Annotated in this window: 12 protein-coding genes; 8 read left to right on the forward strand and 4 right to left on the reverse strand. The window is 71.5% G+C overall.

Features of this window, described 5'->3' with window-relative positions:
- Nucleotides 1-1,579: AAA family ATPase (locus tag ACWGH4_RS17360; RefSeq protein WP_453461358.1), on the reverse strand; the 1,579-nt coding region annotated here is incomplete at its 3' end.
- 180 nt (nucleotides 1,580-1,759) lie between these two features.
- Here ACWGH4_RS17360 and ACWGH4_RS17365 point away from each other — a divergent pair.
- Both ACWGH4_RS17365 and ACWGH4_RS17370 read left to right on the forward strand, forming a co-directional pair.
- A complete protein-coding gene (locus ACWGH4_RS17365; protein WP_453461361.1) occupies nucleotides 1,760-2,461 on the forward strand; it encodes a helix-turn-helix domain-containing protein in 702 nt (233 codons plus the stop codon).
- Between the two features lie 112 nt (nucleotides 2,462-2,573).
- Complete coding sequence (locus tag ACWGH4_RS17370; protein ID WP_453461364.1) at nucleotides 2,574-3,128, forward strand: dihydrofolate reductase family protein; 555 nt, start codon at nucleotides 2,574-2,576, stop codon at nucleotides 3,126-3,128.
- Between the two features lie 34 nt (nucleotides 3,129-3,162).
- Here the strand turns inward: ACWGH4_RS17370 and ACWGH4_RS17375 are convergent, their stop codons facing one another.
- The 3 genes from ACWGH4_RS17375 to ACWGH4_RS17385 form a co-directional block, all read right to left on the reverse strand.
- Nucleotides 3,163-3,729 carry a Uma2 family endonuclease gene (locus ACWGH4_RS17375; RefSeq protein WP_453461367.1) on the reverse strand — a complete coding sequence of 189 codons (567 nt, stop codon included), beginning with the start codon at nucleotides 3,727-3,729 and terminating at the stop codon, nucleotides 3,163-3,165.
- A gap of 118 nt (nucleotides 3,730-3,847) precedes the next feature.
- On the reverse strand, nucleotides 3,848-4,714 hold the full coding sequence (locus ACWGH4_RS17380; RefSeq protein ID WP_453461370.1) for a helix-turn-helix domain-containing protein: 867 nt from the start codon (nucleotides 4,712-4,714) through the stop codon (nucleotides 3,848-3,850).
- A gap of 196 nt (nucleotides 4,715-4,910) precedes the next feature.
- Entirely contained in the window at nucleotides 4,911-5,348 is a 438-nt protein-coding gene (locus tag ACWGH4_RS17385; RefSeq protein WP_453461373.1) for an ATP-binding protein, read from the reverse strand.
- A gap of 9 nt (nucleotides 5,349-5,357) precedes the next feature.
- Here ACWGH4_RS17385 and ACWGH4_RS17390 point away from each other — a divergent pair, with 9 nt between their 5' ends.
- From ACWGH4_RS17390 to ACWGH4_RS17415, 6 genes are all read left to right on the forward strand, one after another.
- Complete coding sequence (locus tag ACWGH4_RS17390; RefSeq protein WP_453461376.1) at nucleotides 5,358-5,447, forward strand: DUF397 domain-containing protein; 90 nt, start codon at nucleotides 5,358-5,360, stop codon at nucleotides 5,445-5,447.
- A gap of 123 nt (nucleotides 5,448-5,570) precedes the next feature.
- On the forward strand, nucleotides 5,571-7,589 hold the full coding sequence (locus ACWGH4_RS17395; protein ID WP_453461378.1) for a thioredoxin domain-containing protein: 2,019 nt from the start codon (nucleotides 5,571-5,573) through the stop codon (nucleotides 7,587-7,589).
- Between the two features lie 168 nt (nucleotides 7,590-7,757).
- On the forward strand, nucleotides 7,758-9,029 hold the full coding sequence (locus ACWGH4_RS17400; RefSeq protein WP_441263900.1) for a glycosyltransferase: 1,272 nt from the start codon (nucleotides 7,758-7,760) through the stop codon (nucleotides 9,027-9,029).
- Entirely contained in the window at nucleotides 9,026-10,702 is a 1,677-nt protein-coding gene (locus ACWGH4_RS17405; protein WP_453461382.1) for an ArnT family glycosyltransferase, read from the forward strand. The genes ACWGH4_RS17400 and ACWGH4_RS17405 overlap by 4 nt, the downstream gene beginning before the upstream one ends.
- Nucleotides 10,699-11,904: a glycosyltransferase gene (locus ACWGH4_RS17410; protein WP_453461385.1), complete on the forward strand. Its 1,206-nt coding sequence runs from the start codon at nucleotides 10,699-10,701 to the stop codon at nucleotides 11,902-11,904. The genes ACWGH4_RS17405 and ACWGH4_RS17410 overlap by 4 nt, the downstream gene beginning before the upstream one ends.
- A 117-nt stretch (nucleotides 11,905-12,021) precedes the next feature.
- Entirely contained in the window at nucleotides 12,022-14,400 is a 2,379-nt protein-coding gene (locus ACWGH4_RS17415; protein WP_453461388.1) for a galactose oxidase-like domain-containing protein, read from the forward strand.
- Nucleotides 14,401-14,456: the final 56 nt, after the last annotated feature.

A 14,456-nucleotide genomic window follows, 5' to 3' on the forward strand; every position in this document is an offset into this window, starting at 1 on the left:
GCACCAGGGCGTGCAGCCGGTCCCGGCTGTGCCGGACCCGGTCGATCAGCCCCGCCCGGTGCAGCGCCTCCAGGGGCCGGGTGGCCGCCGCCGCGGCGGTGGACCGCAGTGCCGCCGCGGCGGCCGCGCCGAGCGACGCCCGCCCGGCCAGCGCCAGCCGCCGCAGCAGCCGCCGTACGGTGTCCGGCTGGTCGGTGTAGCGCAGCCGCAGCGCCCGCTCGACCGGATCCAGCGGCCCCAGGGCCCGGAGGTCGGCGGCCAGACGGTCCGCGGAACGCTCGCCCAGCGAAGAGCCCGCCGCCCGCAGCGCCAGCGGCAGTCCGCCGCACAGCTCGCGGACCTCGTCCGTGGACCGGACGTCGTACGGCCCCGGTGCGGGCCCCGCCGCCGCGGACCGCAGCAGCTCCTCCGCGCCCGCCGCGTCCAGCGCCTCCACCGGCAACTGGTGCACCCGGGCCGGGATGTCGTCGGGCAGGTCGAGCGGCGCGCGGGCCGTCACCAGCACCAGACTGTCCGACCGCTCCGGCAGCAGCGTGCGCACCTGGTCCGGGTCGCTCGCGTCGTCGAGCACCACCGTCACCGGCAGCCCGGTCAGATACTGGTGGTACAGCTCGCTCAGCCTCCGCACCTGCTGCTCCGCGGAGGCGCGTTCACGGAAGAGCAGTTGCTCGCGCGGCGCACCGAGCCGGTTCAGCAGGTGCAGCAGCGCGTCACGGGTCGGCAGCGGCTGCTCGCCGTCGCCCCGGAGGTCGACCACGCACGCGCCACGGAACAGGTCCCCCAGATGGTGGGCGGCGCGCACCGCGAGCGTCGTGCGTCCCGAGCCCGGATCACCGTGGAGTACCACCACCACCGGAAGGGTCTGCGTCGCCGCGCGGGCCGCGTGCACCCACTGGGTGATCTGCGCCATCTGCGAGCGGCGCCCGGCGAACGGGCCCCCTGCATCGGGCAGATGACCGAACGACTGCTCCAGCACGGACCTGCGCCGTGCCGCCGCCGACCGGTCGGCGCCGCGCAACTGCGGCACGACGGAAGCCTTCTTCGCGGGCCGGGCCGACGCGGCCAGCATCCGCTGCTGGTCCAGGAACGGGCGGATGCCCCGTACCTCCAGCGCCGTCAGCCACTGAAGCCGCAGCTGCTCCACGCCGCCGGGCTGCGAGAGTGCTCCCGCCCTGCGGTGGGCCGCGGGCCAGTGCGCGGCGGTCACTTTGGCGACGGTGGTCGCCGCCCCGGCGACGGCCACGACGGCACCGGCCCCGAGCGCGGTGCCCGTCGCCGTGCCGAGGGCCACGTCGGCGCCGATCGCGGCGACGGCGGCGACGGCGGTGACCAGCACCGGAGCGCCCAGCGTCTCGCGGCTGAAGCGCTGCGACAGCGGCTGCTGCCCGGCTTCGGCCTCGGTGAGCGCCTGTTCGTAGGCCGCGTACTCCTCGCTCGCGCCGGCCGCCATCGAGTCGAGGGCGGCACGCCCTCGCGCGAGCAGCGTCCCGGCGTCCGAGCTGCCGCCCGAGCGCCGCACCTCCTCCTCCACCGCTCGTGCCAACAGCCGTTCCGCTTCAGCCCGGTGGCCGTCCCGCATGTGCGTCCCCCTAGAAGACCCGGATTCCGTGTCGCTACCCATCTATCGGCCCGTCAAGTGTCGTCGCCGTGGGGAGGAAGTGCGAGGGGTTCCGGCGGCGGAGGGGGTGAGCGGTGCCAGACTGGCAGCTCTTCCGGGATTCCGGGATTTCGGGGTCCGGACCGTGCGAAGGGGACCGGGATGAGTCTGGTGATCGAGAGCCGGACGTCGGAGCTGCCGTACATCGAGCGGGTGTGGCGCAGCCGGAGCGACGACGTCGCCCGGATGATGTCGGTCGCGACGGCCCACTGGGAGCTGGTGTTCTGGGAGCACCAGGGCCGGACACAGGCCGCCGTGCTGGGCCCGGAGCCGAGGGCGTCCCAGGCGCCGGTGCCGGACGACGCGGTCTTCTTCGGGATCAGTTTCGCGCTGGGCACCTCGATGCCGCACCTTCCCGTGAGCAGCCTGGTGGGCGGCAACGCGGAGATCCCCGACGTGACGCGGCGGTCGCTGTGGCTGAAGGGCTCGGCCTGGCACGTGCCGGACTACGACAACGCGGAGGCGTTCGTCCTGCGGATGGTGCGGGAGGGGATCGTGGACCGGGACCCGATCGTGCCCGCTGTGCTCGGCGGCGCCCGCCCGGACGTCTCCGACCGCACCCTGCAGCGGCGTTTCGTCGCGGCGACGGGCCTGACACAGGGCGCCGTCCGGCAGATCCAGCGCGCACGGCAGGCCGCGGTACTGGTCCAGGAGGGGGTGTCGGCCCAGGACGTCGTCCACCGGCTGGGGTACTTCGACCAGCCGCACCTGGCGCGGTCCTTGAGCCGGTACATCGGCCGGAGCGCCACTCGGCTGAGTGTCCCGGACCACGCGGAGCCGCTGTCGCTTCTGTACAAGACCTGAGCTGCGGCCGCGCCTAGTGTTCATGACGTGGCCGAAGGGGTCGGCCCGTCCCGGCCGGAGCGCCGTCAGGGCCGGGACGGACGGCGGACCCCGCACTCATCATGGAGGAATCATGCGCAAGGTTGTCTCGGGTCTGTTCATCTCGCTCGACGGTGTCGCACAGGCCCCCAACGAGTGGCAGTTCGCGTTCGACGAGGAGATGGGCGCGGCGATGGCCAACACGCTGGAGACGGCCGACACGATCCTGCTGGGCCGGGTGACGTTCACCGAATGGGCCGGGTACTGGCCCACCGTGACCAGCGGCGAGGACGCCGGCTTCGCCAAGTGGATCAACGAATCGCCGAAGTACGTGTTCTCCTCGACGCTGGACGGCGTCGACGACTGGGCGAACAGCACGCTGGTCAAGGGCGATCTCGCGGCCGCGGTCAATGAACTCAAGTCGGGCGAGGGCAAGGACATCACCGTCGCCGGCAGCCCGACGCTGGTGCGCTCGCTGCTGGAGCAGGACCTGCTGGACGAGCTGGTCCTGCTGATCCACCCGGTGGTGGCCGGAGAGGGGCGCAAGAAGCTGTTCGCCGACGACGCCGCGATGAAGAAGCTGGAGCTGGTGAGCGCGGAGCCGACCAGCAGCGGCGTGATCATCGCGACCTACCGACCGGTGCGCTGACCGGCGCGAGCCAGGCGGCTCCGCCGGCGGGCGCTCAGAGCACGTCGAGGTCGACCTCGACGGCGAAGGGCGCCACGGCCTTCACCACGCCGGTGAACACGTCCCCGTCCCGGTAGACGCGGGCTGCCGGATCCAGGACGTACGTGTAGACGAGAGGGACGCCCGTCGCCGCCTGCTCCACACGCCAGTAGAACGGAATGCCGGCCCTGGCGTACTGGTCGGTCTTCACGACACGGTCCGTCGTCTCCGAACCCGGCGACACGACTTCGACGACCAGCAGCACGTGTTCCGGCCGGGCGGGCGTGATGTCGATGGCGTCCGCCCGGTAGACGGTCACGTCGGGTCTGCGGTTCGAGAGCGGCACGTCCTGGAGGCGTACGTCGAAGTCGGTGTCGGCGTTCCACTCCGGGCCGGCCGCCGCGTCGAGGGCGTTCGCAAGGATTCGCGCCAACCGATTGTGCCGTTCGGACGCGCTGGCGCTCACGACGATCATCCCGTCCACGATCTCGATGCCCGAGCACTGCTCCTCGCTCCAGGAGTCGTACTGGTCGGCGGTCACCTGGTCATGCATCCACCCGGGGGCGATCATCTCCGCGTCCATGGAAGGACCTCCCTGATCCGGCTCGACGGGGTGAGGCCGTACCCGGCTCTGGGTAGTCCCGCGATGCCGTTCCGCAGCCCGCACGGCGCGGGCGGGCAGGGGCGACACGGGGGCCCCTTCACGCCGCCGCACCGATCGCGTGGGGCGTGGGCTCGCAGGCGCGGCAACGGCCGGGTCCGGGCGCGCGGAAGGCCCGGTCGCAGTCGTCGCAGTTCTGGAGGGGGTCCGGGCGCGGCGCCGCCGCCGGGAGCGGTGGTGGGAGGAGGGTCGTGAGGCGGTGGGCGATCAGGCCCGCCGGGCGGAAGATCGGCCCGTCCGGAAGGGCGGCGGTGAGCGTGCGGTGGACGGCCTGGGGGTCGATGCCGCGCCCCAGCCAGCTGTCCACCACCGGCGCGAGGCGACGGATGTCCGGCACGGAGAGCAGCAGGCGGGAGTCGGTGGCGCGCAGCCCAGCAAGCAGGCGGTGGGCCGCCGGGCTCACCGGTTCGGGCACCGACGCCGTCGGCACGGGCGCGGGTGGGGCAGAGACCCGGGCGGGCACCGGCGCCGGGTCCGGGGTCGACGCCGAGAGCGGCTCCGGGACCGGCTCCGGCCGGGCGGGCGCGTCGTGGGTCGGCGCCCGGTCCCGCATCGCGGGCGGGTTGTTGTACGAGACCGTGACCGTCACCAGTGCGCCGGACGGGAGCCGGACGCGGATCCGGGCGATGTAGCCCTCCGCCTCCAGCTCGTTGAAGGCGTCGCCGATGCGCTTCTCGCTCTCGGGGAAACGCTGGGCGAGGGCCCGGATCGAGATGACGGTTCCGGCCTTGAGGGACTGGACGTGGGTGGCCAGTCCGATGGCCGTGAGGGACAGGTTCTCGTGCTGTGCGAGGTGGTTCCCGACCACGGTGAAGCGCTCCGGATGGCGGACGTTGATGTGCCGGACACCGGAGGTGGGAACGAGGGACAGGGCGCGCGGGAGCGCGTTAAGCTGCGGATCAGCCATCGGGAAGGCTCGACTTCCTGGGTGGTGAGGCCCTCGATCGGGATGCCCGTCCCGGCCGGGGGCCGTTGCGTTTGTGAGGTTGTGTGCCGAGCGTGCACCGCCAACGGGCATATGCGCCAGCCCGGTTGCCCTCAATCACCCGCGCGGGTGACATCGGGGGTGGGGGGTGGGTAGGGAGGGTTCTTTCCCCGGTTCTTTACTCCTTGACCTCGCAGGAGACCGGGTCGCGCTCCACCGCGACGCGACAGCCCTGTTCCGGTTCAACCGGGGCGAGTTGGCCCAATTCTGCCCAGACCGTCTTGCGGGGCACGGGACCCTCCGTGACACCCCACCGGTCCGCCGGCGCCGCTACGAGCAGCAGTCCGCGCCCGGACTCCGCGCGCGGGGCGGGCGCGGCGGCGACGCGCAGCCGTTCACCGCGGACATCCGTCACCTCGATCCGTACGGTGCCGTCGGCGGCCAGGGTCAGGCTCATGCGGAAGTCCCGTCCCGGGAAGCGCTCGTGGGTGATCGCGTCGGCGGCCGGCTCGGCGACGATCTGGGCGGCCGACTCGTACGGCCGCCCCCAGTCCGTGAGATGCGCGACGGCCGGCCGCCGGGCGAGGCGTGCGCCTCGACGGGTGGCGGACAGCATCACGGTGACGTGTCGGACGGGAAGGACACGTCACTGCCCGCCCTCACCCTCGGCCGGGACGCGTGGACCGCCTTCGTCGCGCGTACCGGCGGGCGCTGATCTTCCGGGCCGGGCGGCAGGGACGACACCGGCGCCCTGACCGGACCGCCGGCGGTGACGGCCGCCGCCACGCCCCCGCGGTGCCACTCCGCGTCCCCGGTCGCCGTGCGCAAGGATGGAGGTATGGCGAACCGACTTGCGCAGGCCACGTCCCCCTACCTCCTCCAGCACGCCGACAACCCCGTCGACTGGTGGCAGTGGGAGCCCGCTGCCTTCGAAGAGGCGAGGCGGCGCGGCGTGCCGGTCTTCCTGAGCGTCGGGTACAGCAGTTGCCACTGGTGCCATGTCCTCGCGCACGAGAGCTTCGAGGACGCGCGGACCGCCGCGTACATGAACGAGCACTTCGTCAACATCAAGGTCGACCGCGAGGAGCGGCCGGACGTCGACGCCGTCTACATGGAGGCCGTGCAGGCCGCGACCGGGCAGGGCGGCTGGCCGATGTCCGTGTGGATGACGCCCGACGGGGAGCCGTTCTACTTCGGGACCTACTTCCCGCCCGAGCCCCGCCACGGCATGCCGTCCTTCCGGCAGGTGCTGGAGGGCGTCAGCGACGCCTGGACCGGGCGACGGGACGAGGTCGGGGAGGTCGCGCAGCGGATCGCCTCCGATCTGGCCGGGCGGTCGCTGGTGGTCGGCGGCGACGGGGTGCCCGGCGAGGAGGAACTGGCACACGCGCTGCTCGGACTGACACGGGACTACGACGAGCGGCACGGCGGCTTCGGCGGCGCGCCGAAGTTCCCGCCGTCGATGGTCCTGGAGTTCCTGCTGCGGCACCACGCGCGCACGGGCGGCGAGGGTGCGCTGCAGATGGCTGCCGACACCTGCGAGGCGATGGCCCGCGGCGGCATCTACGACCAGCTCGGCGGCGGGTTCGCCCGCTACTCGGTGGACCGCGAGTGGGTCGTCCCGCACTTCGAGAAGATGCTGTACGACAACGCCCTGCTGTGCCGGGTGTACGCCCACCTGTGGCGTGCCACGGGCAGCGATCTGGCCAAGCGGGTCGCGCTGGAGACCGCCGACTTCCTGGTGCGCGAGCTGCGGACGTCGGAGGGCGGCTTCGCCTCCGCGCTGGACGCGGACAGTGACACGGCGGACGGCGGTCACGCCGAGGGCGCTTTCTACGTGTGGACACCCGCGGAGCTGCGCGAGGTGCTCGGCGACGAGGACGGGGCACGGGCGGCGGAGCTCTTCGCGGTGACCGAGGAGGGCACCTTCGAGGAGGGTTCGTCGGTGCTGCGACTGCCGGTCGGCGAACCGGACGCGGACCTGCGCGCCCGGCTCCTCGCGGCCCGTGAGGAGCGGCCGCGCCCGGGGCGCGACGACAAGGTGGTGGCCGCCTGGAACGGGCTCGCGATCGCCGCGCTCGCCGAGACCGGCGCCTTCTTCGGCCGGCCGGACCTCGTCGAGCGCGCCACGGAGGCCGCGGACCTGCTGGTGCGGGTGCACATGGACTTCGAGGCGGGTGGCGTCCGCCTGCACCGCACGTCCAAGGACGGCACGGCCGGGGCGAACGCCGGTGTGCTGGAGGACTACGCGGACGTCGCGGAGGGCTTCCTGGCGCTCGCGGCGGTCGGCGGCGAGGGCAGCTGGCTGGAGTTCGCGGGCTTCCTGCTGGACATGGTCATGGACCGGTTCACGGGAGAGGGCGGCCAGCTGTACGACACCGCCCACGACGCGGAGCCCCTGATCCGCCGCCCGCAGGACCCCACGGACAACGCCGCTCCCTCGGGCTGGTCGGCGGCGGCCGGCGCGCTGCTGACGTACGCCGCGCACACCGGCTCGGAGGCCCATCGCACCGCCACGGAGGGGGCGCTGGGTGTGGTGAAGGGGCTCGGTCCGCGTGCCCCGCGGTTCGTCGGCTGGGGTCTCGCCGTCGCGGAGGCGCTGCTGGACGGACCGCGTGAGGTGGCGGTCGTCGGCCCCCAGGGCGACCCGGCGACGCGGGAGCTGCATCTGACGGCACTGATGGGTACGGCGCCGGGGGCGGCGGTCGCGGTGGGGGAGCCGGACAGCGACGAGTTTCCGTTGCTGCGGGACCGTCCTTTGGTGAACAGCAGTTCGGCCGCTTACGTCTGCCGTGGTTTCGTGTGCGATTCACCGACCACAAACGCAACAGAACTTGCCCGGAAACTCACCGACTGAGACGAGAACAGCTGAATTTAACCGTCAGGCCCCGGAACGAAATCCTCCGCCTCTATTGTCCTGAACGCAGATGAGTTGGCGCGCGTACTGGGGAGTGACGTGCGTGGGGGAAGTACGTGCTGACGGCCAGGGGGGTCCTGCCGCGGCACAGTGGCAGGGGGGCCTTTCATGCTCATATCGCTGTTCATTGCTGCCATTTCGGTGGCGCTCTTCTGGATGGCGGCGTTCACGCTGTGGTGGCAGATGCACGCCTGGCGTACGCCGGAGACTCTCGCGGCGACACGGTTCGACCGGCCCCACGGAGGGGTCGGTCTCTCCTTCTCGCTGCTGCTGCCGGCCCGCCACGAGCAGGCGGTGCTGGAGCACACCATCGAGCGGCTGCTGGAGTCCAGCCACTCCAACTTCGAGATCATCGTGATCGTCGGACACGACGACCCGGAGACCGCAGCGGTCGCCGAACGCGCCGCGGCCCGCGATCCCGTACGGGTGCGGGTCATCACCGACACGCACGAGACCAAGAACAAACCGAAGGCGCTCAACACGGCACTGCCGCACTGCCGTGGCGACATCGTCGGGGTGTTCGACGCCGAGGACCAGGTCCACCCGGAGCTGCTGGCCCACGTCGACCACGCCTTCACCTCCACCGGCGCGGACGTGGTGCAGGGCGGGGTGCAGCTGATCAACTTCCACTCCAGCTGGTACAGCCTGCGCAACTGCCTGGAGTACTTCTTCTGGTTCCGCAGCAGGCTCCACCTGCACGCGCAGAAGGGCTTCATCCCGCTCGGCGGCAACACCGTCTTCGTACGCACCCCGGTGCTGCGCGAGGCCGGCGGCTGGGATCCGAACTGCCTCGCGGAGGACTGCGACCTGGGCGTGCGGCTGTCGTCCGTCGGCAAGAAGGTCGTCGTCGCGTACGACAGCGACATGGTCACCCGGGAGGAGACCCCGGGCACTTTGATGAGCCTGCTCAAGCAGCGCACCCGCTGGAACCAGGGGTTCCTTCAGGTCTATCGGAAGAAGGACTGGAAGCAACTGCCCGGACGCGGGCAGCGCATGCTGGCCCGCTACACCCTGATGACGCCGTTCCTCCAGGCGTACTCGGGCGTCGTCATCCCGGTCAACGTCGCGATCGCGCTCTTCCTCGACGTCCCGGTGGGGGTCGCCATCGTGACCTTCCTGCCGCTGATCACGGCGATGGTCACCTTCGTCTTCGAGATCGTCGGACTGCACGACTTCGGCAAGCAGTACGGCCTGCGGGTCCGTGCGATCCACTACGTCAAGCTCGTCGTCGGCGGCCCCTTCTACCAGGTCCTCCTCGCCGGCGCCGCCGTGCGCGCGGTCTGGCGGGAGCAGCGCGGCCGTAACGAGTGGGAGCTCACCAGCCATGTCGGCGCGCACCTCACCGAGGTGTCCGGGACCAGAGAGGACGCCCGCCGATGACGACCACACTGCCTCCGGCCCCTGAAGCCACCGAGCCGGTATCCGCCGTACCCGCGAGGGCGACGGCCACCACCGCCGCGCCCGCGCACGTCCGCCCGGTCGTACGGTTCCGCAGATCGCGGCCCGACCTGCTGCTGTGCGGCGCGCTGCTGTGCGTGATCCTGCTCGTCCAGGGCTGGAACATCACCCAGTTCCCGACGCTCAGCGACGACGAGGGCACCTACCTCGCCCAGGCGTGGGCGGTCCAGCAGGGCGAAGGGCTCGCCCACTACACGTACTGGTACGACCATCCGCCGCTCGGCTGGATCCAGATAGCGTTCCTGACCTGGATACCCTCGCTGATCGCCCCCGAGACGATGAGCGTCGCCTCCATGCGGTTCGCGATGCTGGCGGTCAGCGCGGCGTGCGCGGTGCTGCTGTACGTGCTGGCGCGCCGGCTGTTCCTGCCGCGATGGGCGGCCGGGCTGGCGATGGCCCTCTTCGGTCTCTCGCCGCTGTCCGTCGTGCTGCAGCGCGAGATCTTCCTCGACAACATCGCCGTGATGTGGATGCTGCTGGCGTTCTGCCTGGCCGCGTCGCCCAGCCGGCACCTGTGGCACCACTTCGCCGCGGGGCTCACCGCCGCCGTCTCCGTGCTGACCAAGGAGACCATGCTGGTCGTGCTGCCCGCGCTGCTGGTGACGATGTGGCGGCACAGTCACCGCGACACCCGTAAGTTCGCGGTGACCGGAGCGATCACGGCCTGCGCGCTGATAGGCCTGTCGTATCCGCTGTACGCGCTGCTGAACAGCGAACTGTTCCCCGGCCCCGGCCATGTGTCGCTGATCGACGGCATCACCTACCAGATGAGCCGGCCCGGCTCCGGGTTCATCCTCGACGAGGGCACCGGCTCCCACGGGGTCCTCACCTCCTGGCTCTACTACGACACCGTGCTGCCACTGGGCGGACTGGCCGGCGCAGCGCTGCTGCTCCTCACGGTCCGCTGGTCGGTCACGGCACGGGCACTCGCCGGCCCGGCGCTGGTGGTGGCGATCCTCGCGGTCGTCGCGATGCGGCCCTCGGGCTATCTCCCGGCGATGTACGTGATCCAGGCGCTGCCGTTCCTCGCGCTGGTGCTGGCGGCAGCGGCGGCCAGCGTGGCCCACGCCGTGCTCCGCCGCGGCAGCCCTGGCGCGGCGCCCGCCCGGCCCGGCCTGTCCACGCCGCTCGCCCGGGCGCGCGCCGCCCGCCTCACCGCGGCGACCCTGCTGGCCGTGGCGGCGGCCGGGTACGTCGCTCCACGCTGGTACGACGGCAACCGGGCCGCGCTCACCGTCGACGCCAACGCCCCTTACCGCGCCGCGGCCGCGTGGATGCAGAACGAGGTCGACGACCCGGCCGGCACCCGCGTGCTCGTCGACGACGCCCTCTGGCTGGATCTCGTGCACGACGGTTTCGAGCCCGGCACCGGGGCGATCTGGTTCTACAAGGCGGACCTCGACCCGGCGGTGGCGAAGACGATGCCGCGCGGCTGGCGCGACCTCGACTACGTCGTGTCGTCACCGACCGTACGGCGTGACGCCGTCGACCTGCCCAACGTCAAGTCCGCCCTCGAACACTCGACGCCGGTCGCCGTCTTCGGCACGGGCGAGGACCGTATCGAGATCCGCAGGATCGCTGGAGGCGAACTGTGACCACCCCCCGTACGGGCGCCGAGGAACTCGGTGATCCGGAGCTGAGTGCTACCCAGGTCGCCGAACCCGGCGCCGTCACCATCGTCGTCCCCACCTACAACGAGTCCGGCAACATCCGTGAACTGCTGCGCAGACTCACCGACTCGGTGCCGTCCCGGCTGCCCTGCGAGGTGCTGTTCGTCGACGACTCGACCGACGACACCCCGGACGTGATCCGCAGCGCCGCGCAGGACTGCCCGTTCCCGGTCGGCGTGCTGCACCGGGACACTCCGGACGGCGGGCTCGGCGGGGCCGTCGTCGAAGGCATGCGGAGGGCGGGTTCCGACTGGATCGTCGTCATGGACGCCGACCTCCAGCATCCCCCCGCCCTGGTACCGGACCTGGTCGCGGCGGGCGAACGGGCGGGCGCGGACCTGGTCGTCGCCAGCCGCTACATCCGCGGCGGCAGCCGCGAGGGCCTTGCCGGCGGTTACCGTATCGCCGTCTCGCGCGGCGCGACGTGGCTGACCAAGGCACTGTTCCCGCGGCGGCTGCGCGGCATCAGCGATCCGATGAGCGGTTTCTTCGCGATCCGGCGCAGTGTGGTGACGGCCGACGCGCTGAAGCCGCTCGGCTACAAGATCCTTCTGGAACTGGCGGTGCGCTGCCGCCCGGAGACGGTCGCCGAGGTGCCGTTCGTCTTCCAGGACCGGTTCGCCGGCGAGTCGAAGTCGACGGCGAAGGAGGGCATGCGGTTCCTCGGTCATCTCAGCGGGCTGCGCACCGCCTCCGCGATGGCCAGGATGGTCGCGTTCGGTCTGATCGGGCTGACCGGCTTCGTACCGAACCTCCTGGCGCTGCATCTGCTGACCGGCGCCGGCATGCACTACCTGCCGGCCGAGGTCGTGGCCAACCAGTTCGGTGTGGCCTGGAACTTCCTGCTCATCGAGGTGCTGCTGTTCCGCGACCGCAGACGCCACCGGCATTGGGCGGACCGGGCCGGCCGCTTCGCGCTGCTGGCCAACGCCGACCTGCTGCTGCGGATCCCGCTGATCGCGCTGTTCGTGTCCTGGCTGGACATGGCGGTGCTCCCGGCGACGGCGCTCGCGCTGCTGACCACGTTCGTCGTGCGATTCGCCGCGACGGAGACGCTGGTCTATCTGCCGCGCAGGAAGAGCGCTCCGCAGGCCGTCCGGCCGGACGCGCGGGTCGCCGGCTCCTGAACCGCCCCACCGTCATCACCCGGAAGAGAGCCGCACGAAGGGAACCCGCTCATGCCGCCACCGCTCCGGATCTCCCGCCGACGCAGACGCAGGACCGCCCTGCTCGCCGTCGGCGCCATGACCACGGCGCTGTTGATGTCCGTCCCGCAGACGGCCCAGGCCGGTCCGCCCAACCTGGTCTCCAACCCGGGCTTCGAGACGGCGGGCACGGGTGACATGCCCGCCTGCTGGTCCAAGTCCGGCTGGGGGGACAACGACTTCACGTTCGAGACGGTCGCCGACGCCCACTCCGGCACCAAGGCGATGAAGGTCTCGCTGACCCGCCGTGTCGACGGCGACCGCAAGGCCCTGATCACCGAGACAACGGCCTGCGCGCCGCGGGTGACGCCGGACCGGCAGTACGACCTCTCGCTCTGGTACAAGTCGACCACCCCGGACGCCTCCGTCACGCTCTTCCGGCACGACACCACGGCCGGCTGGCAGTACTGGACGGACCTGAAGACCCTCGGGATGAGCGCCGGTTACCAGCGCACCGAGGTCCGCACCCCCGCCGTCCCGCCCGGCACCGACCGGATCGCGTGGGGCGTGTCCGTGTACGGCACGGGCTCGGTCACCACCGACGACTACGTGATGGAGGAGGTGTCGGTCCCGGCTCCGGAGCCCACCTGCACCGGAACGCCGCAGGAGTGCCTCAAGGGCCGCTGGGACGTCCTTCCGGTGCAGAACCCGGTGCGCTCCATGCACTCGGTGGTCATGCACAACGGCAAGGTCCTCGTCATCGCCGGTTCGGGGAACGACCAGGCACTCTTCGAGGCGGGCACCTTCACCTCGGCCGTCTACGATCCGGCGACCGGTACGTTCAAGACGATTCCCACGCCGGTCGACATGTTTTGCGCGGGCCATGTGCAGCTCCAGGACGGCAAGATCCTGATCATGTCGGGCAACAAGGGCTATCCCTCCGCGGACGGCTCGATCGGCTATCAGGGCCTGAAGGACTCGTTCGTCTTCGACCCGGAGACCGAGACCTACACACGCACCAACGACATGAACGGCGGCCACTGGTACCCGTCGGCGACCATCCTCGGCAACGGTGACGTCATCTCCTTCGGTGGCCTGAAGGAGGACTCGACCGGCAATGTGACCGCGGAGAAGTTCTCCGCCGCCCAGAACAAGTGGCTCCCGATGAACGAGGTCAACCAGACCTGGTCGTACTGGGGCCTGTACCCGTCGATGATCCTCATGCAGGACGGCCGCCTCTTCTACTCCGGCAGCCACACCTTCGGCAACGGCACCCCCGGCACCGGCGCCTCGATCTACGACTACGAGGCCAACACGATCACCGACGTCCCCGGCCTCCAGGCCAAGGACGAACGCGACGAGTCGGCGAGCGTGCTGCTGCCGCCCGCGCAGGACCAGCGGGTGCTGACGATCGGCGGCGGCAACAACGAGACCAATCCGGTCGCCAACCGCTTCACCGACATCATCGACCTCAAGCAGCCGAACCCGGCTTATGTGCACGGCCCGCTGCTGCCGCAGGGCGAAGTCGACCAGGGGCAGGGACGCCGGCCCCAGACCGGCGCCGAGGGCAAGATGTACGTCTCGGCCGTCCTGCTCCCGGACGGCAAGGTCCTCGAGACCGGCGGCGCCCTGCACGACCGGGCCGACCCGGTGTACGAGGCGTCGTTCTTCGACCCGGTGACCAACACCTACGAGGCGGGGCTCGCGACCGACCCGGTCCCGCGCGGCTACCACTCCTCGTCCTTCCTGCTGCCCGACGGCCGCGTCATGTCGGTCGGCGACAACCCCGGCAACGGCACCTACAACCACAACGTGTCCATCTACACGCCGCCGTACCTGCTCAAGGGGGCCCGGCCGCGGATCACTTCGGTGATCGACGGGCAGTGGACGTACGGCGACACCCAGCGGATCACCGTCGACCGGCCGATCGCGAAGGCGGAGCTGATCCGCCCGGCGGCGGTCACGCACTCGTCCGACCCCAACCAGCGGTTCGTGGACCTGCCGATGACGGTCGACGGCAACAACGTCGACCTGAACGTCACCAGCAACCCGAACCTCGCGCCGCCGGGCTGGTACATGCTCTTCGCGGTCGACGCCAACGGCGTGCCGTCGGTGGCCCGGTGGGTGCACCTCGGCGGCCCGCCGGCCATGGCGCGGGCGGCGGCGGACCATCCCTCCGCCCATGTCCACGACTTCGCGGACGATCTGGCCCGGGCGCCGAAGAAGCCGCTGAAGAAGCGGAGTTCGGTGCCCGTGGACCCGCAGATCGCGGGCTGCGACCGGCACTACGGCAACGCGGGCGTCTGCGTCCCCACCACCTTCCCGAAGACCGTGAAGGCGACCACGGCGGCCCGCTGCGCCTGGCTCGCCGCGCACGACTACGGCCGCCTGAAGGTCAACGGCGGGGACGACCCCCTGCGGCTCGACCCGAACCGGGACGGCGTGGCGTGCGGGAAGGGGGACGTGCGCAGGAAGTGACGGCCGGTGAGCCGGTGAGCCACGTGTGTGCGAGCCCTGTCCGCCGGCCGGCGGAC

The sequence above is a fragment of the Streptomyces sp. NPDC054847 genome, from assembly GCF_053610925.1.

Coding starts and splice junctions, on each gene's coding strand:
- ACWGH4_RS17365 (WP_453461361.1), top strand. CDS start 1,760: ATGAGTCTGGTGATCGAGAGCCGGACGTCGGAGCTGCCGTACATCGAG.
- ACWGH4_RS17395 (WP_453461378.1), top strand. CDS start 5,571: ATGGCGAACCGACTTGCGCAGGCCACGTCCCCCTACCTCCTCCAGCAC.
- ACWGH4_RS17375 (WP_453461367.1), bottom strand. CDS start 3,729: ATGGACGCGGAGATGATCGCCCCCGGGTGGATGCATGACCAGGTGACC.
- ACWGH4_RS17385 (WP_453461373.1), bottom strand. CDS start 5,348: ATGCTGTCCGCCACCCGTCGAGGCGCACGCCTCGCCCGGCGGCCGGCC.
- ACWGH4_RS17380 (WP_453461370.1), bottom strand. CDS start 4,714: ATGGCTGATCCGCAGCTTAACGCGCTCCCGCGCGCCCTGTCCCTCGTT.
- ACWGH4_RS17415 (WP_453461388.1), top strand. CDS start 12,022: ATGACCACGGCGCTGTTGATGTCCGTCCCGCAGACGGCCCAGGCCGGT.
- ACWGH4_RS17405 (WP_453461382.1), top strand. CDS start 9,026: ATGACGACCACACTGCCTCCGGCCCCTGAAGCCACCGAGCCGGTATCC.
- ACWGH4_RS17400 (WP_441263900.1), top strand. CDS start 7,758: ATGCTCATATCGCTGTTCATTGCTGCCATTTCGGTGGCGCTCTTCTGG.
- ACWGH4_RS17370 (WP_453461364.1), top strand. CDS start 2,574: ATGCGCAAGGTTGTCTCGGGTCTGTTCATCTCGCTCGACGGTGTCGCA.